Below are 21,833 nucleotides of genomic sequence, written 5' to 3'. Positions count from 1 at the left end.
TTTTATTTTAGAATTTCTTTCAGGAATAATAATGTGTGATTCCACGCACGTTTTGCCATTACTTCGTTATAATCTGGCGCATCCGGATTGGTAAATGTATGCGTCGTATTAGCATAGGTAATAATTTGCCAATCTGCTTTGCTCTCATTTAATTCTTTTACAAAAGCATCATAATGTACTTGAGGGACACTTCTGTCATTAGCAGGATGTTCTACCAAAACCTTGGTCGTGATGGGATTATTTGGTCTTTCAGGATCCTTATACAGACCACCATGAATCGAAATTACGCCAACAACCGGAAGATTTCCTCTTGCCGCTTCCAAAGCACCCGTTCCACCAAAACAGTAACCGATTACTGCGATTTTGTCCACGTTGGCACCAGCTTTTTTCAGTTCTTCCAAAGCCAGAGAAATTCTCTTTTGGTAAAGATTGAAATCTTTTTTGTAAGTATTTGCAAGTCTAGCCGCATTTTCGTTGCCTGCCGGAAGATTGCCTTCTCCATAAATATCAGCGATAAAAGCAATGTAACCTTGTTTCTCTAATTCAAAAGCTGCATTTTTTGCTTCTTCATCGATGCCTTTCCAAGCCGGTAAAATTAAAACTCCTGGAAGTTTTTTTCCTGCATTGGAAGTTACCATTCCTAACAGTTTTTGCTCGCCATCTTTGTAAGAGACAGTCTTTAATTTTTGAGAAAATGCTATCTGAATTCCCAAAAAGAGACTTAATAACGTGATTGAAATTTTCATAAAGGATGTTTCTATTATTGATTTGTATTGGATTTTAAAGTTTTGAATAAGTTCATCAAAAATACAAAAATACTGAAAACAACAAGCTGTAAACCGACATAATGCCAACCGCCAGATTCCCAACATTTCAATCCGATAAAAGTTCCGATGGCTCCGCCGGCAAAATAGGAAGTCATATAAATGGTGTTGATTCTGCTGTTCGCTTTTTGGTCTAATCTGTAAATCAGAGCAACGTTTGTCACCTGAATGGATTGAACACCAACATCGATAAAAATAACCGCTAAAATAATTGATAATAAATAGCTTGGAAACAGAAAGATAATAACCGAGCCAGCTAACAAAATGACACTTGCAATCAACTGTGTTTTGCCAGAACCGCCTTTGTCAGACGCTTTTCCAATCATTGGTGCTACTAAAGCACCCGCAATTCCCAGCAATCCGAAAAGTCCGATTGTGTCGGAACTGTAATTGTAAGGTTTTTCTACAAGCAGAAATGTGAGTGTTGTCCAAAATGAACAAAAAATCGAGAATGCAATTCCGCCCATCAAAGCGTATAATCTGAGTTGTGGAAATCTTTTTAACTGATAAAATGATGACGAAATCAATTTAAGATAAGAATCACTGAAGGTTGGTTTGACGCTCGGCAACTTAAGATAAACAAAAGCCAAGGAGAAAATCGTAAATCCGGCCGAAATGTAATACACCATTTTCCAGTTGCTCCATTCGGAAATATAACCGCTGAAAACTCTTGCCATCAGAATTCCAACTAGAATTCCGGTAAAGATGATTCCAACATTTTTTCCTTTTTCGTTGCCAGATAATTCAGCTGCCATTGGTAAAATCACCTGCGCTGCAACGGCAGTCAAACCAAGCAATAAGCTGAATAAAAAGATGAAATAGTAATTGGAAACAAGCCCGATTCCTGCAAGAATACATAATAATATAGCCAGTAAAATCAGAATCAGTTTTTTACGATTGACCTTGTCGCCGAGTGGAACTAAAGTCAATAATCCTGCACCGTAACCGACTTGTCCCAAACCGACCATAATTCCCATTTTACTTTCTGTGACTTTGAAAGTTTCTGCAATCTGATGCAAAATCGGTTGTGCGTAGTAGATATTGGAAACACAGATCCCTGCTACGACAGCCATTCCGAGAACCTGAGATTTGGAAAGTTGAGATTCTAGGCTTAAAGAAATGTCGCTCATTATTTTAAAAATTCTTTGACAGGTTTGATGAATTGCTCAAAAACTTCGATGTGAGGCAAGTGTCCTACATTGTTGATTTCTACCAATTTTGAGCCTATTATTTTTTGTTGCGTGGCTTTGCCGAGCAAGTCGTAACGTCCCATTGATTCAGCCACTTTTTTATCTTTCACATTGGCTTTTCCAATTGCTGTTCTGTCTCTTGTCCCGATGATTAAAAGCGTGGGAACATTCAGGTTTTGAAATTCATAAACCACAGGTTGCGTAAAAATCATATCTGAGGTTTTAGCATTCACGAGAGCGACTTTCGAATAATCCGGAGCTTTTGTCCAGCCTGTTAAGAGATAAACCCATTCGTCATATTCAGGTTTCCATTGGTTGTCGTAATAGAAATTATTTTGATATTTTTTGGTGGATTCATAATCTGCTTTCAGTTCGGTTTCGTAATTTTTATCAATAGAAGTGTAAGGAGCAACCAGCTTCCAGTCTTCCAGTCCAATAGGATTTTCTAAGATTAATTTCTCAACCATTTCAGGATACATCAATGAAAATCTTGTCGCCAGCATTCCGCCCATCGAATGTCCAAGTAGATATATTTTATCCAACTTCAATTCATCCAAAACAGCTTTTGTATTCTGCGCCAATTGTTGAAAAGTAAATTGATATTCCGTCGGTTTTGATGATTTTCCAAATCCAATCTGGTCAGGAACAAGGACCCGAAATCCTTCTTTCGTCAAAGCCTCAATCGTCGTTTTCCAATAAGCACCATTGAAATTTTTGCCATGGAGCAGAACGACTGTTTTTCCGTTCGGTTTTTCTGGTTGGATGTCCATATACGCCATTTTCAAATCCTGATTCTGATTTTTGAAATTCAGAAAATGAACGTCATAAGGATAATCATAATTCGTCAGCATAATATCCAAAACAGGACGGTTTTGAGCCGACAAATATTGAATTGATAATATTAAAAATGCTAATATTTTTAAAAATTTCATAGTCTGATTTTAGAAATTAATTGTTCGGAAGCGGTTTGTACTTTTCATAAAACCAAAGCAGTCCACACAAATAAACAGAATGCAACAATTGTGCTTCTATCGCACTCCAGTTTTCGATGGAAGCACTTCCCAAAATCAAAAAGCTCATCAAAATTAAACCTGAATAAATGGTGTATCGACTTTTGAAACCAATTAACAAAATCAATCCAATCAAAAATTCTGCAATCGGCAAGACATAAGCGAAAGGAACAATAAGAAAACTCGGAATGGCGGATTTCTCCATTGTCGTAACCATCCAGTTACTGAATGTTCCCAACTTCGGAAGTCTCACCAAACCGTGTCCTAATAATGAAATCGCAATGGGCAATCTTAAGAAGAAATAATTCGTTTTGAATTCTTTCATAGATTTTATTTTTATTGGGATTAAAAATAGTTTCCCGCAGATTCAGCATTTTGCAGATTTTTTTTAGTGTAAAATCTGCGCCATCTGCAAAATCTGCGTGATTAATTCACATTTATTTCAAATGACTATAAAAATCCGGCGTCGGATTCAAACTCTTGTTTTTCCATTGATGCCAATAAGGGTAGGTTGGCGGAACTTCGCTTGCTTTGTCGAGTTTTTCAACTTGTTCACGGGTGAGATTCCAGCCGACAGCTTCTAGATTTTGCTTTAATTGTTCCTCATTTCTTGCACCAATAATAATGCTGGAAACAGTTGGACGTTGCAAAAGCCAGTTCAATGCAACCTGAGCAACCGTTTTTCCAACTTCGCCGGCCACTTCTTCCAAAGCGTCAATCGTGTTGTAAAAAACCTCTTCCTGAACCACCGCTTCCGGAACCGGACTTCCGCCTTGCGCAATTCTGCCGTCTTGCGGAATTGGTTTGTTTCTGCCGTGTTTTCCGCTCAATCTTCCTGAAGCCAATGGCGACCAGATAATCGAACCGACATTTTGGTCCAATCCGAGTGGCATCAGTTCCCATTCGTAATCGCGGTTGGCTAAGGAATAATAAACCTGATGCGCGACATATTTGCTCCAGCCGTATTTTTCAGAAATACCGAGCGACTTCATCAGATGCCAGCCAGAGAAATTGGAGCAGGCGAGGTAACGCACTTTTCCGCTGGTCACCAACTCGTCCAAAACCTTCAAAGTCTCATCAACAGGCGTGTTACCGTCGAAGCCGTGCATATGGTAGATGTCAATATAATCTGTGTTAAGGCGTTTCAGACTGCCTTCAATCTGTTTTAAAATGTGAAGTCGGGAAGAGCCTTGGTTATTGGTTCCTTCGCCAAAAATAAATGTGGATTTTGTGGATAAGATTAATTTATCGCGCGAAATTCCTTCAATCGCTTTTCCTAAAATTTCTTCCGATTTTCCATCAGAATAAATATCGGCTGTATCAAATAAATTAACACCAGCATCAATACAGATGTTAATCAATTTCTTGGCGTCGTCTACCTGTGTGTTTCCCCAAGCTTTGAAGAAATCGCCTTCACCACCAAAAGTGGCTGTTCCAAAACTTAAAACAGGAACTTTGAGTCCCGATTTTCCTAAAAATCTATATTCCATTTTACGTTCTTATTTTTTTGTTACTGCAAGTTATCGCTTTACATTGATTTTACGGGCAACAGAAATCAAGATTTAGACTATGATGACGATTATAAAAATAAGTTTTTGTTGATGGAATCTAACTCAAAGCTTGGATGCACAACTAGCGAACACTTTATAAATTCCAAACACTTCGACTCCGCTCAGTGTGACATTTCTAATACTAAAAGTTAATCGATGTCAGTCTGAGCGGAGTCGAAGACTTTATACAATATAAGGTCGAGCCTGTCATGAATAACTAATAAAATACGCAATGTCAGGCTGAGGCGAAGTTTATCTTGAGCTTGACGAAGGGAAGCCCATCAATAATTTTTTAGATTTCATCGCCTTAACCTTCTTCACAGCATCATCTTTCAATAATTTCTCATATTCCTCGGACTCCGCAGGAATTAATTTGGCTTTCGAATCCTGATTATGAAAAATCCCGAACCCATATTTCTTTGCCAAAGGCGAAGTCCGCAGGCAAGCTTGACCTTTAGAAAAATAATTCTGCTTCTCTTCCTCCAATTCCGAAGGCGAAATATCATTTCGTTCCGCAAAGATTTCGAACAGCAATTCGTCGGAAGTATATTTCAGAGGATGTTTAGTAAGTTTCTCGTATTGATAATTGGCAATCGTCTTTTTATCATTTTTCACAACCGGAATCACCGATGCAGAAACCGGAGAATCTTCTGCGATTTCTATCAAAGTGTTGGTGTAGTTGGTGGTGTGGGTTTTCATTGATTACAAATATTTAATTCGAAATAAAATCCAAACTGATAACAAAGAATATGATATTATGTTAGCTAAAACTATACTCCTTAAAATAGATTTTTGACTTATTTTATTATCAACGAATAATAATTTAAAAGATTTGTATTCCATTATAATTGAAATAATTAAAGCGATAAATATACTGATAGATAAATCCAAAATAATTTCAGTAGTTATAACAGCATTATTTGGATAAGATATATTTGAAAATATAATATCTAAAATTGGAAATTTTGAATAATCGTCATAATTATAAAATAAAGACATACCAATTGCAACTCTAATAATTCCTTGTAAAAGAAATCCTCCAATAGTCGAAATTATATTTGCATTTAAAATTGTTTTCCACGCTAGTTTGTAATCTATTTTTAAACATTTGCTTATTACAAAAGTTTCAATAGCGACAACGAATATTAAAGCTAAAATAATGTACCATCATTCAAAGAAGAATAATGGTAGAACTGCGTTGTAAAGTTTATTGCTTTTATAAATCATCTAATTGCAAACCTTTCTTCGCCTTCACCAACCACAACCCAACAAAAGTCAAAAACCCATTCAGAATAATCAGTTCTACACCAATTCTGTAATCTGTATTATTAGTTACAAGATAATTAATCAAATAAGTCACAACAGGTGCCAAAATCGTCACTGCCAAGATGGAATATTTCTTCGTGATTTGATATTTCGTCAAAATCCCGAAAGCAAATAATCCCAACAACGGCCCATAAGTATAACCTGCGATTTCCATTATCAGATAAACAATCGACTTGTCATTGATGGCTTTGAAAACCATTATCAAGGCAAAGAAAATCACAGTGAAAGCCAAGTGAACTTTCATTCTCAGATGTTTCTTTTGTTTCTCGGTTTTTTGCCGATCTTCGTTTAGATTTAACAAATCCACACAATAAGAACTTGTCACCGCAGTCAAAGCACCATCAGCAGAAGGAAACAGAGCCGAAATCAAACCGATGATGAAAATCACAGAAAGCGCCATCGGGAAATGTCCTTGCAGCGATAGAGCAGGGAACAGGTCGTCGCCCATTATATTTTTGATTTGACCCGCAGAATCCTTGAATCCAAAAGTATTCGTAATCACTTCTTTTCCATCCACCATCGTCGACACTTGTCCGTAATCTGCGCCGTGCTGTATCGCAAAAAGATAAAGCAAGCCTCCTAAAAATAAGAACGCCAGATTCACAAAAAGTAAAGTTCCTGCAAATGTCAGCATATTCTTTTTCGAGTTTTTCAGGTTGTCCACAGAGATATTTTTCTGCATCATTTCCTGGTCAAGACCCGTCATCGCAATCGTGATGAACATCCCGCCCAAAATGGTTTTCAGGAAAAATGTTTTAGAATTCACATCCGTATTGATAAAATGCGTGTACTGCTTCTGCTCCAGAATCGTGAAAGCTTCCCCAAAAGACAGATTGAGGTTCGATAAAATATAAACAATGCACGCAATCAGACTGATAATCATAAATGACGTTTGCAGCGTATCGGTAATCACAATTGTCTTCACACCACCTTCAAACGTATAAAGCAAAATCATCATCAGCAACACAAAAGCCGTCACCCAAAAAGGAACACCCAGCGCTTCCAACAAGAAAATCTGAAGAATATTCACAACCAGATACAATCGCGCCGTCGCTCCAATCGCTCTCGAAATAATGAAAAATACAGACCCAATTTTATGCGCCTCCACATTGAAACGTTTCCCCAGATAAGTATAGATCGAGGTCAGATTCATCCGGTAATAGAGTGGGAGCAGAATCCCGGCAACAATGAAGTAACCGATGAAAAACCCGATCACCATCATATAATATTCGAAGCCACCAAATGGATTTTCGCCATCTAATAATTTCCCAACTGTTCCTGGAACGGAGATAAAAGTCACACCTGAAAGCGACGTCCCAATCATTCCAAACGCCACCAGCCACCACTTACTTTTTTTGTTTCCGATGAAAAAAGACTGGTTGTCCGAGTTACGACTTGTAAAATATGAGATGACCAAAAGCCCGATGAAATAGGCAAAAACAAATAAAAGTAAAACAGTTCCCGAGTTCATTGTTCAAATTTGAGTTGGACAAAAATAGTTTTTTTATTGATTTGTGGGGGAATTAATTATTTAGGCAGCTATTTCCACCTGTAGTTTATCCTGAGTTTGTCGAAGGGCTCCCAATCTTTTTTGCAGACCATTTCAGATTAAATAGAACTTTTGTACAAGCAAAAAAGGATTTCCGTTCAAGTTGGGTTGCGTCCAATTCGATGGTTAATAATTCTGGAAATTGTAAGAATCGCAAACACTTCGACTCCGCTCAGTGTGACATCTCGAATATTAAGTGGCTTTAAGTAATGTCAGTCTGAGCGGAGTCGAAGACTTCTTAATCAATAATCAACGATTTGAAATCATTCTTTTAACAACCACATAAATAAAAATCGCTGACAACGCCAGAATGGCAAACGAACCAACCCAAAGACAATCAAAACCAAAGTGACTCACAACATAAGTTCCCAAAAACGGTGTGATGATAAATGAGAAGGAAAATGCAATTCCATTCACGCCCATATAAGCGCCTTTGTTTCCGTTTTCTGAACGTAATGCTGTCACCGTTGACATAAATGGAAGAGCCCAAATCTCGGCAATACAAAGAATCGTCATTGATAAAATCAACCAAGGAATATTACTTCCAAATATCAGCATCAAGTATGATAATCCGGCCAATAAAACACCACCAAATAAAATCTGAGGAATCTTCAAAGTCCTTTCGGCTATACTTACCAAAGGCATTTCCAATAGTACGATGATAAATCCACTGTAACCCAGAATAAAACCAATCGTACTCTGGCTCAATTTTGCAACGTCTTTGTAAAACAACGGGATCGTATTGAAAAACTGGAAAAAACAAATGGCGAACACGGTACATAGAAAGCTGTAAAGCAAAAACGGATAATCTTTGTAAGGCGATTTTCCTGCTTTCTTCACAACTTCAGCCGTTTCTGCTTTCTTTCTCTCACGGAAGATTTTATTTCTTTTTCGGAAAAAGATGACATAGATAATTCCTGCAATCATAGCTCCGCAGAAATTTACAACGAAAAGAAAATTATAAGAAATTCCCGATAAGATTCCACCCAAAGCTGGCCCAATGGAAAAACCAAGATTGATGGCCATTCGATTCAGAGAAAAAGCTTTGGTCAGATTCTCAGGTCTTGCATATTTGGTAATGGCAACAGAATTCGCTGGTCGGAATGTATCACTGATTGTGCTTTGAAGAAATATCAGAACAGCCATCATTTCTACGCTCGGAAAAAATGGAATGATTAAGAATATTGGCGCACTTAGAAACAAACTCCAGCTTTGGATATAATATTCCCCGAACTTATCCGTCAAATAACCGCCAAGCCAGGAACCGACAACAGAACCAATGCCATAAAAGCTTAGAACAATTCCGGCATTTTCCAAAGAAAACTTCAAATGGTCTGTCATATAAACACCCAAAAAAGGCAAAACCATCGAGCCGGAACGATTGATGAGCATTACAATGGACAACATCCAGGCTTCTCTGGATAGTCCTTTGAAAGTGTTGATGTAAGAATTGAAAAGTTTCACAGGAATTTTTAAACTGCAAAATTATTGATTTGTTTTCTACATTCGGAATGAATTTCAGATTAAATAAAAAAGGCTCATCAATTGACAAGCCTTTCTTCATAATTTAATAGTGATTAATCCTTAGGTATTGTTTTCTTGATCTCGGCCAAAGTTGCAGTGTTGGGTAAACCATTGATTGGCTTCTTCTGAGCCGGCTGTTTTTGAGCTATAGTTTGTCTTCCTGGTATCGATGCTTTGATGGCGTAGATGTCAGAATTTCCTGGAATTGTATTTCCTGATGGTGCTGTTGCAGATTTCTTGGCTGTTGCTTTGGAATTCAAGCCTTCCTCAGACACGATCGTTGTTCTTTTTTCCTGTTTTTCAGCAGTTTTGTTTTCGTAGAGTTTTGCATTTGCGGCTACAGCTTCTTTTGGAAGCTCCTGCTTTTCTTCGGTTGAGGTTTCTTGTGCGAATATTGATCCAGTTCCTGAAATTAATAAAAGGCAGATATATAATTTTTTCATTTTAATTAATTTTAAAGTTATTTGATACTTACTAAAACATTGATTTTTCCAATTTCTTTTTCATTATAGGCCTGAAGTGCTTTTCCTAGAACTTGTCCAACTTTCACTTTATTGATATCTGCTTTCATAGCTACACCAGAAAGTGAAGAAGTAACTAATAGATCACCGCGTTTAATTTCGCCGCCTTCCAAACAAACCTTGGTTGGGATGACACCAATAACACCCATTGGAACTTTATCAGAAATATCAGTCTCAATATGTTCTTCAGTCAAAAGAACTCCGGGTTTTGTGGCATAAACTCCAGCTACGAGATTAGAATAAGGCTCTGAAGATTTTTCGACAGTTCTGTCAGAATCTGTTGAAATCACCAGGATGTCTCCGGTTTCGTATTGTGAAATATGCCCTTCTACATCAAATGCTTCTGCAACGTCGGCTCCACTACTTTGAGTCCCACCATTGAAGAAGCCTTTTCCTGCCTTATTAATCCTTGTAACGTTAAAACTGCCACTTTGAAGAGTCATTAGGTTTCCGGAAGCGCCGGTATGATTGATTAATAAAGTATTTCCTGTTCCATTGGAGTTGATCTGTACTGTATTTTGTCCATTGGCAGAATTCAAATTTGCAAATCTTCCAGCCCTACCGGTCCCAAAATTAGGTATCCAGCCGTAGATTGCACTTCCGCTTCCGTCAACTGTAGCTTCTACACCATCTCCCGTATTTGTGGCGTTCGCTGTAATGGCATTCCCGTTTCCATCAGCAATGGCAATTACTGCAGGACCGTTTCCGGAAGTATTGCTTGCATGAAATAAACCTGCATAACCTCCTGTTCCTGAGGAAATCCCATAAATACCTGCAGTTCCGAAATTGGCAAATTGAGAATTTACTTCTCCTTTTACAGCTGCAGAAGTTCCGGTAGTTCTATCGACCATAAAACTGGCAGCAGTACCATTACCAACGGTTTTTACAGACATCACATTATTGTCATTATCTTCGTTGAAATTTTCAAATCTAGCGGCTTTTCCTGTTGCGAATGTTGGTACCCAGCCATAGACAGCAGTTCCGGCTCCATCTATGTTAGCTTCTACTGCATTACCATTTTTACCAGCATTAGCAGTGATAGCATTTCCGTTTCCATCTGTAATAGCAACTAGCGCATTTCCGTTTCCGGCAGTATTTGATGAGTGAAAAAGACCTGCAAAACCTCCAGTTCCCGAAGAAACACCGAAGATACCTGCTGCACCGAAGTTTCCAAAAATCGTTTTCACTTCACCTCTTACTCCGGCGGCAACACTGTTGGTATTATTAACTAAAAAAGAAGATGCATTTCCTAAAGTATTATTGGGAATATTTCCATTACCATTAGTTTCTACTTCAAAAGTATTTCTGTCATTGTCTGCATTTAGATTTTCAAATCTTCCTGCGCGACCTTCACTTCCATTGATTCCGACTTGACCAAAAACCCCAATTCCTGTACCGGATGTGTTAGTGGCAACAAAGCCACGAACCCCGTAACCTCCGCCATCATTACGTCCGACAACAGCTCCTGCAATGTCACTCGTTGTTCTACCAACAATAGCCTCGCCTGCACCATTGTTATCACCTACAATACCTGCTGAGGTTTGCTGACTTGTAATCCCGTGGACACCAAAACCTGCTCCTGCAGAGCTTAAAACTCCGGTACCATTTCCTGTCGTGCTGACATTCACAACGGTTCCATTTCCAACAGAATTGGCGTTTAAAACAACGTTGTTGTTGGCATTATTAGAAATTGAAATATTTGCGGCAACACCACTATTACTTGTCGCAGTAAGACCTGTACCAGAATTGCTATTGGCATAAACTCCAGTTCCATTAGCTGATGAATTACCATAAACTCCCAGTCCGTTTGGTGTAGTACCATAAACTCCCCAGCCAGAACCAGCCTGTGAACCCCAAACTCCAATTCCTAAACCGCCTGTTCCATTATTAATACCACGAACAGCTGAAGAAAATCCACCCGGAGCAGTGCTATTAACAATCCCTCGGACTGGTGCAATACTGCTTGTTGTTGTATTATTAATACCTTCAACGGAAGTTCCGTCTCCGTCATTTGTAATAGAGAAAAGTGTTGCAGCATTATTTTCCACGGTGGTATAAGGTAGTGTAAGACTTCCGCCTCCACCGCCTCCGGAAGATTTTGCATATAAAGCATAAGGTACGCTTAACAATTGACTTGTGCCGGTAATCGTGTAATTAGTTCCTCCAGCTGGGTCTGTTTCGGTTTTTAGATAATAAGAATTTCCTCCCCAATTAATGGTATTGAATGTTCCGCTTAAGACTGTTCCAGACCCTATTTCCAAGCTTACTAATCCATTCACATTTGTTGTTCCTGTGATTCTTTCTGAGTAAACGGAAGTTCCTGCTGCTGAACCTTGCAAAACACTAACTCTCACGGCTACGTTCTGATTGGTTAAAAGTTGTCCGGAACCATTTCTGACGATAGCTTGGTAGCTCATTTTTTCCGGAGCCTGAGCAGAAACCATATAAGTTCCTAATGCAAAGGCTGCAATTAATACAATTTTTTTCATAATAATTATTTTTTAATGATTTTAAATGTTTTGATGATTTGATTCTTCTGGAAAATCTGGATGATATAAACCGATGATGGTAAAAGAGAAAAATCAAGTTCGCTTTTCTGCTGTGTCAGGTTACCTTTTTTGATCAGCTTTCCCTGCGCATCAAAAAGAGCGTAATTGGAATTCTGATAACTTTCCTTATTGAAATCAACAAATAAGAAATCTTTTACAGGATTGGGATACAAGAGTATATTGCGTTCTTTGTTATCCAAATCTTCTACAGCAAGAGTCAGAATCTCATAAGAATGCTGTACACCTTCCATTACCTGAGAATTGGCTCCTTTTTGCTGATAATCTATCTGCCCGACAGTGTAAGTTGAACTGCCTCCACTTCCGTTTGCTGTGGTTCCCGTCGATGCGATTGCTTTTTGTGCTTTTAATAATCCCATCGGAGCAATGGATATAATTAGAAAGCGAATTAATAATTTACTTTTCATAGGTTGAATTTTTTCTACTCCAAAGGTAGAATTAGGTCTTGCTCATGAAAAGCTGAAATAGATAAACGACATTTTTAATAGACCAATGACATTTATGAAAAAAATATTGTAGCTTTAGTATGGTATTCTATAAGGCTTTGGTAATGAGTAAAATATGGGTTTTCATAATGCTTCATTCTGTATTGTTTCTATTTTCCCAGAAACGGCCAGACCTTTTACAATACAAAACAACTGATGAAAAGATCAAAGCTTGGGACTTGTATTGTGATAGATTATCTGAATCTGAAAATTTTCCTCTATTAATCAAAGAATCTGATATTGGAATTGCGCTCGCAAAGAATAATAACAAATACCTGTCAAAATTCTATTTCCATAAAGGTTATGGTTACGAATACACCAATAATCAATATGAAAATGCAACAGTTTATTTTGAAAAATCATTACAACTTGCTAAGGGTAAATATCAAGAGCAAGAAGTTTTGGCATTGATGAGACTCAATTATATGTATTACTCCATAAAGGAATATAAGAAAGGAGAAGAACTGATCAATTATGTCAAAAAAATTGTTGATACAGTTAAAATCAAAAATCTTAAAGCGACATTATTAGGAAGCATTGGCGAATATTATTTGGATAGGTCTGAGTTTGAAAATTTTATTAATTATAAACTAAAAGCTATCGATTATTTGCTATTGGATAAAAGTAAAAAGGAAACCAGAAATAATATTGGCATATCATATCTTCAGATTGCAGATGCTTATAACGATATGAAACAATTTGAAAAAGCTGTGGAATATACCAACTATGCTGTTCCATATCTCAAAAGGTCAGACGGAATCGCTTTTTTGTATAATACCTATATAGAGGCTTATACCAATTTGGGAAATATTGATTTGGCGAAAAAATATTATCTGGAGCTGTACGAAATTGGAAGAAATAACCAAATGCTCTTTCTGAACGTCAGTTATGCCAACCGAAATATGTCCGAGTTTTATCTGGAAAAAAACAGACTGGAACTGGCAGATGATTATGCTGATAAAGCTTTACTTTTCGCAGAAAAATCGAACGATGAAGAAATTCTGATGGAGGCTAATACTATAAAAGGGAAAGTATTGGTTGGTCAAAGGAAATATTCTGAAGCCATTAAGATCCTTAAAAAAGCTCTGAATTTTGCTTACATCTACGACAAACGTTTTTTTGCAGAAATCAATAAAAAACTGTCCGAAAGTTATGCTGCCCAAAAACAATGGGACAAGGCTTATCAATATTATAAAGCTTACAGCCAGACCAATGATTCGCTTTCGGTAGAATCAGGAAAACAGAGTCTTGCAAATGCAGAAGCGAAATTTCAGAATAAAAGTAAACAACAGGAAATCAAATCGCTAATTAATGAAAATACAATCCACGAGCTAACTATTAAAAATTCCAAAAAACAACGGATTTATCTTATTTCCGGTTTGTTTGCCATAGCTATTATTGGTGGTTTGATCTATAATCAGAGTCGAAATCGAAAAAGAATCAATCAAAAATTAATGATACTTAATTCAGAATTAGATAAAGCCAACAAAACCAAAATGCAGTTTTTTGGTATTCTGAATCATGACTTCAAAAGTCCGGTCGTTTCGTTGATCAATTTCCTTCATCTTAACAAAGAAGCACCGGAAATGATGGATGAGGAAACCAAAAATCGTCTCGAGTCTCAAACAACAAAGGCAACGGAACAACTATTGGAACAGATGGAAGACCTTCTGCTTTGGAGCAAGGGACAAATGGAGAATTTTGTTCCGTCTTTCAAAAATTATAAAATCGAAGAAATATTTTTGGACGTTAAAAAAGAGTTTGTTTGGGTCCATGATATTCAAATTTCTTTCAATTATTCAGAAAATATGTTGGTTTTCACTGATAAAGAATATATGAAAACGATTCTTAGAAATCTCATCAACAACAGTATAAAAGTATTGCAGGGAAAATCAGACGCTCACATTATTTGCAAAGCCTGGGAAGAAAACAATGATAGTTGTATAGAAGTTTCTGATAACGGTGGAGGAACTGATATTGAAAAATTCAAAGCTTTGTACGATGACCAGACGAGCATCGGAATCAAAAAAGGATTGGGATTGCACGTGATCCGCGACCTTTGCAAATCCATCCATTGTAATATCGAGGTTAAAAGCAACCAGATGATTGGTGAGACCCAGATCATTTTAAGAATCAAAAAAGCTTAAGTTTTCTTTGTAAGCTCTGCCAATTGGTAAATTTATATTATTATTAATAACCACTTCATAACTCTTTTTGATGGTGATGAGATGTTTTGGAACGGCATAACTTTTATGGATTCTGATAAAATTTGAAAAGTGTTGTTCCTTCAGGATCTGCCCAATTGAAGATAAGACACAATGTTTTTTTTGTGCAGTGACCAATCTTGTATAATCTTTCAGTGCCTCAAGATAGATGATATCAGAAATTTTTATCTGAACAACATTATGACCTTCTTTTATTTTTAAAAACTGAGATCCACTTAGCATATCAAAGTACTCAGATTTTTCTTTCATACTGAAAAAATCGATCAGCTTATGAACAGAATATTCGAAACGTTCTTTTTTGATAGGTTTTGAAATGAAATCAAAAGTATCTAGTTCAAATGTTTCAATGGCATATTCCGGATGTGAGCTTACGAAAATGCAGGCAGGGATTTTTTGATAGGTCTTTCGAATGTCTATTCCGGACATTTCAGGCAGATCGATATCAAGAAAGAGAAGGTCTATCGAATCATCAATAAAATGCTTTGCATTTTCAGCAGAATCAACCGTAGCAACAAGCTCCAGAATATTCTGTTGTTTGATCAGATGTTGGAGCATCAACCTGTCAACTTCCTGATCTTCTATTACGATACATTTGATTTTTTTCATACAATCTGATGTTAAACCAAAGTTAGAAAATAATCCATAAAAAACCCAACCGGTTGATGGTTGGGTTTGATATTTAATATTTTGAAAATAATTTATTGCATTTTAAATCCTCTGGTCGTGATTCTTCCGTAAGCATCTACATATTTCACCTGGACATTTCCTTTATAATTGTTTAGAATCTTTTCAACATCTTTTTGGGAATTGACAGGTTTTCCATTGATCTCCATTACGATGTAATTGTCAACCACACCTATTTTGTCCATCTCGCTTCCTTCGACCACATTTTTTGCAATTACACCGCTTTCCAGACCGTAGTCGGTTTTTACTCTTTCGCTAAGCGGCTCGAATTCTGAACCGATCTTTTCTGTCACTGTCAGATCATCTTTACTTCTGGAAGATGTTCCGCCTTTTTGGTCTTTCAAGGTGACGGTTACTGTATTTGGCTTGCCATTTCTAGTGTAAGTTACAGATACTTTATCACCAGGTCTTCTGCTTCCGATGGCAAAAGAAAGGTCGGCAAAGCTACCAATATCGGTATTATCGATTTTTGTTACGATATCACCCGATCTTATTCCTGCATCTTCAGCACCACTTTTGTCGGTCACTTCAGTTACATAGACACCATCTCCAACTTTCAGGTTGGCTTTGTTTTTCTGGTTGTAGGCTGCAACCTGCATATCATTGGATAGATCAAGACTTCCGATTCCAAGGAAACCTCTTTGTACCAATCCGAATTTCTTGATATCTTCAACGATTTTTCTTGCCAGGTTAGAAGGAACAGCAAATCCATAACCTTCATAATAACCAGTTTTTGATTGGATTGCTGTGTTGATTCCAATCAGATCTCCGTTCACATTCACCAACGCACCACCACTGTTTCCAGGGTTGATTGCCGCATCCGTTTGGATAAAGCTTTCGATTGGTGTTCTGGATTGCTGACTCAAGATATCGATACTTCGTCCTTTTGCAGAAACAATACCTGCAGTTACCGTAGAATTAAGTCCAAGTGGATTACCAACTGCTAAAACCCATTGCCCAACTTCTACCATATCAGAGTTTGCAAAGTTGAGGTAAGGCAAACCTTTTTCTTCAATTTTAAGAAGGGAAATATCTGTATTCGGGTCTGTTCCAATCAGAGTCGCGATATAAGATTTTTTGTTGCTCAATACAACTTCAAGTTTATTAGCGCCAGCAACAACATGATTGTTGGAAATAATATAACCATCTGGAGAAATAATAACTCCAGAACCTAATCCGGAAGGCATATTTTTAGGTGTCTGCTGTTGTTGTCTTTGCTGACCACCTCCAAAAGGACTGTTACCAGGTCCGAAAAAGAAGTCGAACATATCATTATCAGGCATTCTTTGAGTGGCTCTATCCTGATAGTTTTTAATCGTTACAACTGCAGGAACCGTAGTTTTAGAAGCTTTTACAAAATCATCGCCTACTGCTGAATTAAGTCCTGCAAAAGATGATTTTTTGGAAGCTGTAGTGAAATATGAGAAATCTTCTCCATTATTTTCGTGGCTGAAATATTGACTAGCTCCGAAAACCGTTGCACCAGATATAACTCCGGTCAATGCAAAAGGCATTAGTTTTTTTAATGTATTCTTCATCTTAATATTCATTTCTTTTTTGAGATTATTGTTAGACAAATTTAGTGCTAAATTAGTATGAACTAAAAACTTAGTGTTACACTTTTAACGAAGTTTAACCATATTTAAAAAATTATTAATAAAATCCTTGATTCGATCAATGTAGTCAAATAGGTTAAATTACTGATAATTATTACAAAGTATTTGTTTTATTGTGTTGATAATCAATTTATTTTAAGTTTTTCTTTGATTAAACTTCCTGTCAAAATTCATAATGACTTTTTGTCACATTCAGCTTGTCACTATTTCCAATTTAATCTCTTTCGAAATCATTTCTTAAAATTTGAATAAAACTCTTTGGCAAAACTTTTGTTTTCTATATCGAAAATGAAAGAATATGAACAACAATGTAAAAATAGCTTTAGGAATTATCGCAGGCGGAAGTTTGGTTTTAGCAACTCAATTACTGAAATCAAAAAAGAAGAAAAAGAAAGTTTTTACCGCACCTGATGGTAATTCTTACAAAGAAAATCAAATGTATAGAAATGCTCACGGAGAAATTTTCCAAAACGGAAAACAATTGCATTTTGAAACCCCCGAACTTCTTGCGGAAGCTAATCGATCTTTAAATTCCAATTATGGAAATGATAATTTTTCGAGAAATAATCAATCTATTCCGAGAAATACCAATTATCATCAAAAAGGCGTAAGACATCATTGATTTTTCTAATTTGTCAGAAAGTTTAAAATAGTATTTAATCAAAAAAATAAATTATGGAATCAGAAAATATAGTAGAAAGGCTTACCAAATATGGGTTTGATAACAGTAATCTTTACACGGGCTTTAAATCTGTTGTAGAAGCCAAAAAATTTGCTGAAGAAAGAAATGGAAGATTAGTTGAGGTTGGATTTTTGGATGGAAATGACAATCCGGTGGAAGATTCTTCTCAAAATCTTTTGGCTCAAAATAAATACTACAAAGCTTTTGCAGGGCCAGATTATAGAATTCTACATTCTTCCGATGAAGGTTTCCAGGAAGTTGCAGAGCGTTTGAAAGAACGAAAAAACGAGTTGAAGGAGAAAAGTCCGGACGAGAAATATTTTTCGGATGCAGATTGGCAGATTGAAGAGGATGCAGTAATTGTTCTTTTTAAGGATGAATTTCAGGAAGTAACTTCTCGTGAACGTTCCAAATATCTGATGCATACCAAAGTTTATGAGTTGGCAGTTGAAGTTCCAAAAACACCAGAATAATTATGGCAAATAAAAAATATTCAGACAAAGCTCAGGACAAAGTTGGAAAAGTAATGAAGGAATTCAAAGAAGGAAAACTAAAGTCCGGTTCAGGTGACAAAGTCACAAGCAGAAAACAAGCCATTGCAATCGGAATATCCGAAGCAAAAGAAGAGGGATTGAAAGTCCCGAAACAGAAAAAATCTAAATAAATATAAATCCGGCTCAGGTCGGATTTTTTGATGTTTGAGAGTTAAGTTTTAGAAAAATCCTTCATTTGGAATGATTTGGATTTTATTAATAACTTTGCAGACTTATGTCAAATGTTAATTCACAACCGAAAACCGTTGCTTTTCACACACTTGGCTGCAAACTGAACTTTGCAGAAACCTCTACTATTGCAAGGCAATTGACGGATGCTGGCTATCAGAAGGTTAATTTTGATGAACCTGCAAAAGTTTATATTATCAATACTTGTTCTGTAACGGAAAATGCAGATAAGGAATGTAAACTTCACGTCAAGCGTGCTGCGAAAGCTAATCCGGATGGTTTGGTCGCAATTATTGGTTGTTATGCACAGTTAAAACCGGAAGAAATTTCGTCTATTACCGGCGTAGATTTGGTTTTAGGTGCTAAGGAAAAATTCAATATTCTGAGTTATCTGGATGATTTGGAAAAGTCTGAAAGTTATGCTCAGATTCATTCTTGCGAAATAGATGAAGCAGATTTTTTCGTTGGTTCTTATTCTATTGGTGACAGAACCAGAGCTTTTTTGAAAGTTCAGGATGGTTGTGATTACAAATGTACATATTGTACGATTCCTTTGGCCAGAGGAATTTCACGTTCTGATACCATTGATAATGTAGTTGCGAATGCGAAAGAAATTGCGGCGAGAGATATTAAAGAAATTGTTCTTACGGGAGTTAATATCGGTGATTACGGAAAGGGAGAATTCGGGAATAAAAAACACGAACATACTTTTCTGGATTTGATTTGTGAATTAGATAAAGTAGAAGGCATCGAAAGGATCAGAATTTCTTCCATCGAACCCAATCTTTTGAAAGACGAAAGCATCGATTTGGTTTCTAGAAGCAGAAGTTTTGTGCCGCATTTTCATATTCCGCTTCAATCCGGAAGTGATGAATTGCTGAAGAAGATGAAGCGTCGTTATTTAACAAAATTATATTTCAACCGAGTTAGTAAAATCAGGGAAGTAATGCCGGACGCAGCGATTGGCGTAGATGTGATTGTGGGATTTCCTGGAGAAACAGAAGAATTGTTTATGGAAACCTATAATTTTCTGAATGATTTACCAATCAGTTATCTTCACGTTTTCACTTATTCTGAAAGAGAAAATACCGAGGCTGCAGAAATGCAAGGTGCGGTTCCGATTCCCGAAAGAAAACGACGAAACAAAATGTTGAGAATCCTTTCCGAAAAAAAGAAAATGGAATTTTATAGAAGTCAACTCGGAAAAACATTGCCAGTTCTTTGGGAACACGAGAACAAAAACGGCGTGATGTACGGGTTTACAGAAAATTATGTAAGAGTTTCAAAGTCCTTTGATGTAAAATCAATTAATCAAATTGAAACAATCGTTTTAGATAAGATAACTGAGGAAGGTAATGTTTCTATTAAGGAAATGCAGTTTGAAGATTTTTTAGCTAAGATTTAAAGCGAAATTGTAGCAAATAAAAAGGGAGAAATTTCAATCGTGAAATTTCTCCCTTTTTATTTTGTTCAGATGAAAAAACTGAATTATTTTTCACTGTCCAATCTGGTTCTTGTATTGTATAGCTGGAAGTTGAAAACAAAACTCCTGTTAGAATAGATTGTTCCATAAATGGTATTGTCTCTAGCATAAGCAGCTCTGGATGGAACAATAATTACTCCTTGCATATTATAATCTGTTGATGGGTCTAGATTGTCGAATGATTTGAAATATTTCAGACCTTCCTGAAGCCCCTCAAGTTCATAAAAATCTCTTCCTACAGTAGTGTTATTAGCTTTGTTATATGCATCCAAAACAGATTGTCTAACATAGAAATACGCAGGGTCTGTACTAGGAACACCAGATGTTGTAACATTATTGATGAAAGTCGACTCGCTGGCATATGCTATCTTGTCATCGGTTTTTGTTGCTATGTATGTTTTCGTCACCTGCATTATACTAATGACATCCGATGCTGCGATTTCCTTTCCTGGATTTGGTTGGAAAGATTCTGCTCTCTTTATGTAAATAACACCAGACGGTAATGTCTCATGAGGATAAGAAGACAATTTAGGGTAATTATCATCAGTGGTTATAGTATCATCAAATGCTGTGATAACACCTTTCTCATTGAAATAATTGGATTCCATAAACTTTATTGCTGCAGCATCATCATAAGCATTTTGATCAGCTATAGGAATAACAACAACTTCTTCCTCATCTCGATCCTTTTTGCAGCTTTGTAGTGCAACCACAGAAATAGCAATTCCTAAAAGTATTTTCTTCATTTTTTTATTTAATGTTAAATTGCAATTAATTTTAACGTGACAAAAGTATAAAAAATTATGAGAATAGATAAATTTTTGTGGAGTGTAAGATTTTATAAGACAAGAACCATTGCCGCAGAAGAGATCAAAAAAAATAGAGTAAGCATTGGAGAGAATGCTGTGAAATCTTCTAAAGAAGTGAAAGCTGGCGATATTATAAAAATCAGAAAGAACCAGATCGATTATAAGATCAAAGTCATCGATATTCCCAAAAGCAGAGTAGGAGCCAAGCTTGTTGCATTATATGTAGTCGACATGACCGAGAAAGAACAATATGAAATCCTTAAGATGAGAAAGTCTTCCCAGGATTATTACAGGCAAAAAGGTATAGGGCGACCAACCAAAAAAGACCGAAGAGATATGGATGAATACTCTTCCGATGATTCTTCAGCAAATATGGATAATGATGACTGGGATGTTTTTTTCAAAGACGATGAAAATGAAGATTAGATTTTTAAAGCTTCTATGATCTCATCAGAAATTTGATTAGGCTCTTTAGAATCGGTGTCTATCGTAAAATGAGCTTGAGAATAAAAAGGATTTCTTTCAAAAAGATGCTTTGCAATGAACTCAGGAATATCAGAATCTTCTAATTTTGAAATCAAAGGTCTGCTATGTTTTTGTAAAAGTACACGTTCTGTGAGCGTTCTCACAGAGGCTCTGAGGAAAATACTTTTTGATTTTCTATTGATGAGGTCCATATTGTCATAATATACAGGAGTTCCTCCGCCAAGACTTAATATGATGTTTTCTTTTGAGTTCAGAATATTCTCTAAAATCCTTTTTTCCTCTTTGCGAAAGAAGATTTCTCCTTTGTTTTTGAAGATCTCAGGAATGGTCTGCTGATGTTCTTCGGAAATTTTTTGGTCGAGGTCAATTAATTGAAAATTTATTTTTTTGTTCAAGTTTTTGGAAATGTGAGATTTACCACTACCCATGTATCCCAACAGAGAAATTATCATATTTTTATTTTAAACAAAGTTCTTAAAAAATTTTGAGATTTTAAAAAAAGCCTTATCTTTGCACCACTTTAAAACGAAATAGTAATATTGAAGTTCTAAATGTGGCCGACCTGGTAGCTCAGCTGGTA

21 protein-coding genes and 1 tRNA gene (1 of these 22 running past the window's edge) are annotated in these 21,833 nt (G+C 36.5%); 7 read left to right on the top strand and 15 right to left on the bottom strand.

Annotated features, from left to right (window positions below; all coding sequences use genetic code 11):
• Positions 1-2 precede the first annotated feature (2 nt).
• From RTX21_RS02970 to RTX21_RS02920, 11 genes are all read right to left on the bottom strand, one after another.
• Positions 3-746, bottom strand: a complete 744-nt coding sequence (locus RTX21_RS02970) for a dienelactone hydrolase family protein (RefSeq protein ID WP_312765215.1) — start codon at positions 744-746, stop codon at positions 3-5.
• 14 nt (positions 747-760) lie between these two features.
• Positions 761-1,954, bottom strand: coding sequence for an MFS transporter (locus RTX21_RS02965; protein ID WP_312765214.1), 1,194 nt, complete (start codon positions 1,952-1,954; stop codon positions 761-763).
• On the bottom strand, positions 1,954-2,946 hold the full coding sequence (locus RTX21_RS02960) for an alpha/beta hydrolase (protein WP_312765213.1): 993 nt from the start codon (positions 2,944-2,946) through the stop codon (positions 1,954-1,956). Before RTX21_RS02960 ends, RTX21_RS02965 begins: the two co-directional genes overlap by 1 nt.
• Before the next feature lie 16 nt (positions 2,947-2,962).
• Entirely contained in the window at positions 2,963-3,349 is a 387-nt protein-coding gene (locus tag RTX21_RS02955) for a DoxX family membrane protein (RefSeq protein WP_312765212.1), read from the bottom strand.
• Positions 3,350-3,461: 112 nt separating this feature from the next.
• Positions 3,462-4,514, bottom strand: coding sequence for an aldo/keto reductase (locus tag RTX21_RS02950; protein ID WP_312765211.1), 1,053 nt, complete (start codon positions 4,512-4,514; stop codon positions 3,462-3,464).
• A gap of 312 nt (positions 4,515-4,826) precedes the next feature.
• The gene (locus RTX21_RS02945; RefSeq protein ID WP_312765210.1) at positions 4,827-5,273 is read right to left on the bottom strand and encodes a DUF6157 family protein; all 447 of its coding nucleotides are present in this window, start codon (positions 5,271-5,273) and stop codon (positions 4,827-4,829) included.
• Between the two features lie 517 nt (positions 5,274-5,790).
• Complete coding sequence (locus RTX21_RS02940; RefSeq protein ID WP_312765209.1) at positions 5,791-7,371, bottom strand: sodium:solute symporter; 1,581 nt, start codon at positions 7,369-7,371, stop codon at positions 5,791-5,793.
• Positions 7,372-7,698: 327 nt separating this feature from the next.
• Positions 7,699-8,856 carry an MFS transporter gene (locus RTX21_RS02935; RefSeq protein ID WP_312765449.1) on the bottom strand — a complete coding sequence of 386 codons (1,158 nt, stop codon included), beginning with the start codon at positions 8,854-8,856 and terminating at the stop codon, positions 7,699-7,701.
• Between the two features lie 170 nt (positions 8,857-9,026).
• Positions 9,027-9,416: a hypothetical protein gene (locus tag RTX21_RS02930; RefSeq protein WP_312765208.1), complete on the bottom strand. Its 390-nt coding sequence runs from the start codon at positions 9,414-9,416 to the stop codon at positions 9,027-9,029.
• Between the two features lie 17 nt (positions 9,417-9,433).
• Positions 9,434-11,983 (bottom strand): collagen-like protein, encoded by a 2,550-nt coding sequence (locus tag RTX21_RS02925; protein ID WP_312765207.1) that lies wholly within the window; start codon positions 11,981-11,983, stop codon positions 9,434-9,436.
• A gap of 5 nt (positions 11,984-11,988) precedes the next feature.
• Complete coding sequence (locus tag RTX21_RS02920) at positions 11,989-12,468, bottom strand: T9SS type A sorting domain-containing protein (protein ID WP_312765206.1); 480 nt, start codon at positions 12,466-12,468, stop codon at positions 11,989-11,991.
• A 119-nt stretch (positions 12,469-12,587) separates the two neighbouring features.
• Here RTX21_RS02920 and RTX21_RS02915 point away from each other — a divergent pair, with 119 nt between their 5' ends.
• Entirely contained in the window at positions 12,588-14,693 is a 2,106-nt protein-coding gene (locus RTX21_RS02915) for an ATP-binding protein (protein WP_312765205.1), read from the top strand.
• On the opposite strand, the gene RTX21_RS02910 is transcribed toward RTX21_RS02915, so the two are convergent.
• Together RTX21_RS02910 and RTX21_RS02905 are read right to left on the bottom strand one after the other, a co-directional pair.
• Positions 14,673-15,377: a LytTR family DNA-binding domain-containing protein gene (locus RTX21_RS02910; protein WP_312765204.1), complete on the bottom strand. Its 705-nt coding sequence runs from the start codon at positions 15,375-15,377 to the stop codon at positions 14,673-14,675. The two genes, RTX21_RS02915 and RTX21_RS02910, sit on opposite strands and share 21 nt — an antisense overlap.
• A gap of 92 nt (positions 15,378-15,469) precedes the next feature.
• The gene (locus RTX21_RS02905; protein WP_312765203.1) at positions 15,470-16,993 is read right to left on the bottom strand and encodes a trypsin-like peptidase domain-containing protein; all 1,524 of its coding nucleotides are present in this window, start codon (positions 16,991-16,993) and stop codon (positions 15,470-15,472) included.
• Positions 16,994-17,369: 376 nt separating this feature from the next.
• On the opposite strand from RTX21_RS02905, the gene RTX21_RS02900 reads away from it, so the two are divergent.
• The 4 genes from RTX21_RS02900 to mtaB all read left to right on the top strand — a co-directional run bounded on the left by RTX21_RS02900 (position 17,370) and on the right by mtaB (position 19,880).
• Positions 17,370-17,693 carry a hypothetical protein gene (locus RTX21_RS02900; protein ID WP_312765202.1) on the top strand — a complete coding sequence of 108 codons (324 nt, stop codon included), beginning with the start codon at positions 17,370-17,372 and terminating at the stop codon, positions 17,691-17,693.
• Positions 17,694-17,746: 53 nt separating this feature from the next.
• Positions 17,747-18,226, top strand: coding sequence for a hypothetical protein (locus tag RTX21_RS02895; RefSeq protein ID WP_312765201.1), 480 nt, complete (start codon positions 17,747-17,749; stop codon positions 18,224-18,226).
• A 2-nt stretch (positions 18,227-18,228) separates the two neighbouring features.
• The gene (locus RTX21_RS02890; RefSeq protein WP_312765200.1) at positions 18,229-18,417 is read left to right on the top strand and encodes a DUF6496 domain-containing protein; all 189 of its coding nucleotides are present in this window, start codon (positions 18,229-18,231) and stop codon (positions 18,415-18,417) included.
• Positions 18,418-18,521: 104 nt separating this feature from the next.
• Positions 18,522-19,880, top strand: coding sequence for a tRNA (N(6)-L-threonylcarbamoyladenosine(37)-C(2))-methylthiotransferase MtaB (gene mtaB, locus RTX21_RS02885; protein ID WP_312765199.1), 1,359 nt, complete (start codon positions 18,522-18,524; stop codon positions 19,878-19,880).
• An 83-nt stretch (positions 19,881-19,963) separates the two neighbouring features.
• On the opposite strand, the gene RTX21_RS02880 is transcribed toward mtaB, so the two are convergent.
• The gene (locus RTX21_RS02880) at positions 19,964-20,704 is read right to left on the bottom strand and encodes a hypothetical protein (RefSeq protein ID WP_312765198.1); all 741 of its coding nucleotides are present in this window, start codon (positions 20,702-20,704) and stop codon (positions 19,964-19,966) included.
• A gap of 57 nt (positions 20,705-20,761) precedes the next feature.
• On the opposite strand from RTX21_RS02880, the gene RTX21_RS02875 reads away from it, so the two are divergent.
• A complete protein-coding gene (locus tag RTX21_RS02875; protein ID WP_312765197.1) occupies positions 20,762-21,193 on the top strand; it encodes an RNA-binding S4 domain-containing protein in 432 nt (143 codons plus the stop codon).
• On the opposite strand, the gene RTX21_RS02870 is transcribed toward RTX21_RS02875, so the two are convergent.
• Positions 21,190-21,705 carry a shikimate kinase gene (locus RTX21_RS02870; RefSeq protein ID WP_312765196.1) on the bottom strand — a complete coding sequence of 172 codons (516 nt, stop codon included), beginning with the start codon at positions 21,703-21,705 and terminating at the stop codon, positions 21,190-21,192. The genes RTX21_RS02875 and RTX21_RS02870 overlap by 4 nt on opposite strands.
• Before the next feature lie 107 nt (positions 21,706-21,812).
• Between RTX21_RS02870 and RTX21_RS02865 the strand changes: the two genes are divergently transcribed.
• Positions 21,813-21,833 (top strand) — tRNA-Lys (locus tag RTX21_RS02865) (it continues 152 nt past the right edge of the window).

The sequence above is a fragment of the Epilithonimonas sp. genome, from assembly GCF_032054305.1.
Lineage (GTDB): Bacteria > Bacteroidota > Bacteroidia > Flavobacteriales > Weeksellaceae > Epilithonimonas.
The sequence above is the reverse complement of the archived record's forward strand: the minus strand, read 5'-3'. Positions and strand labels throughout refer to the sequence as shown.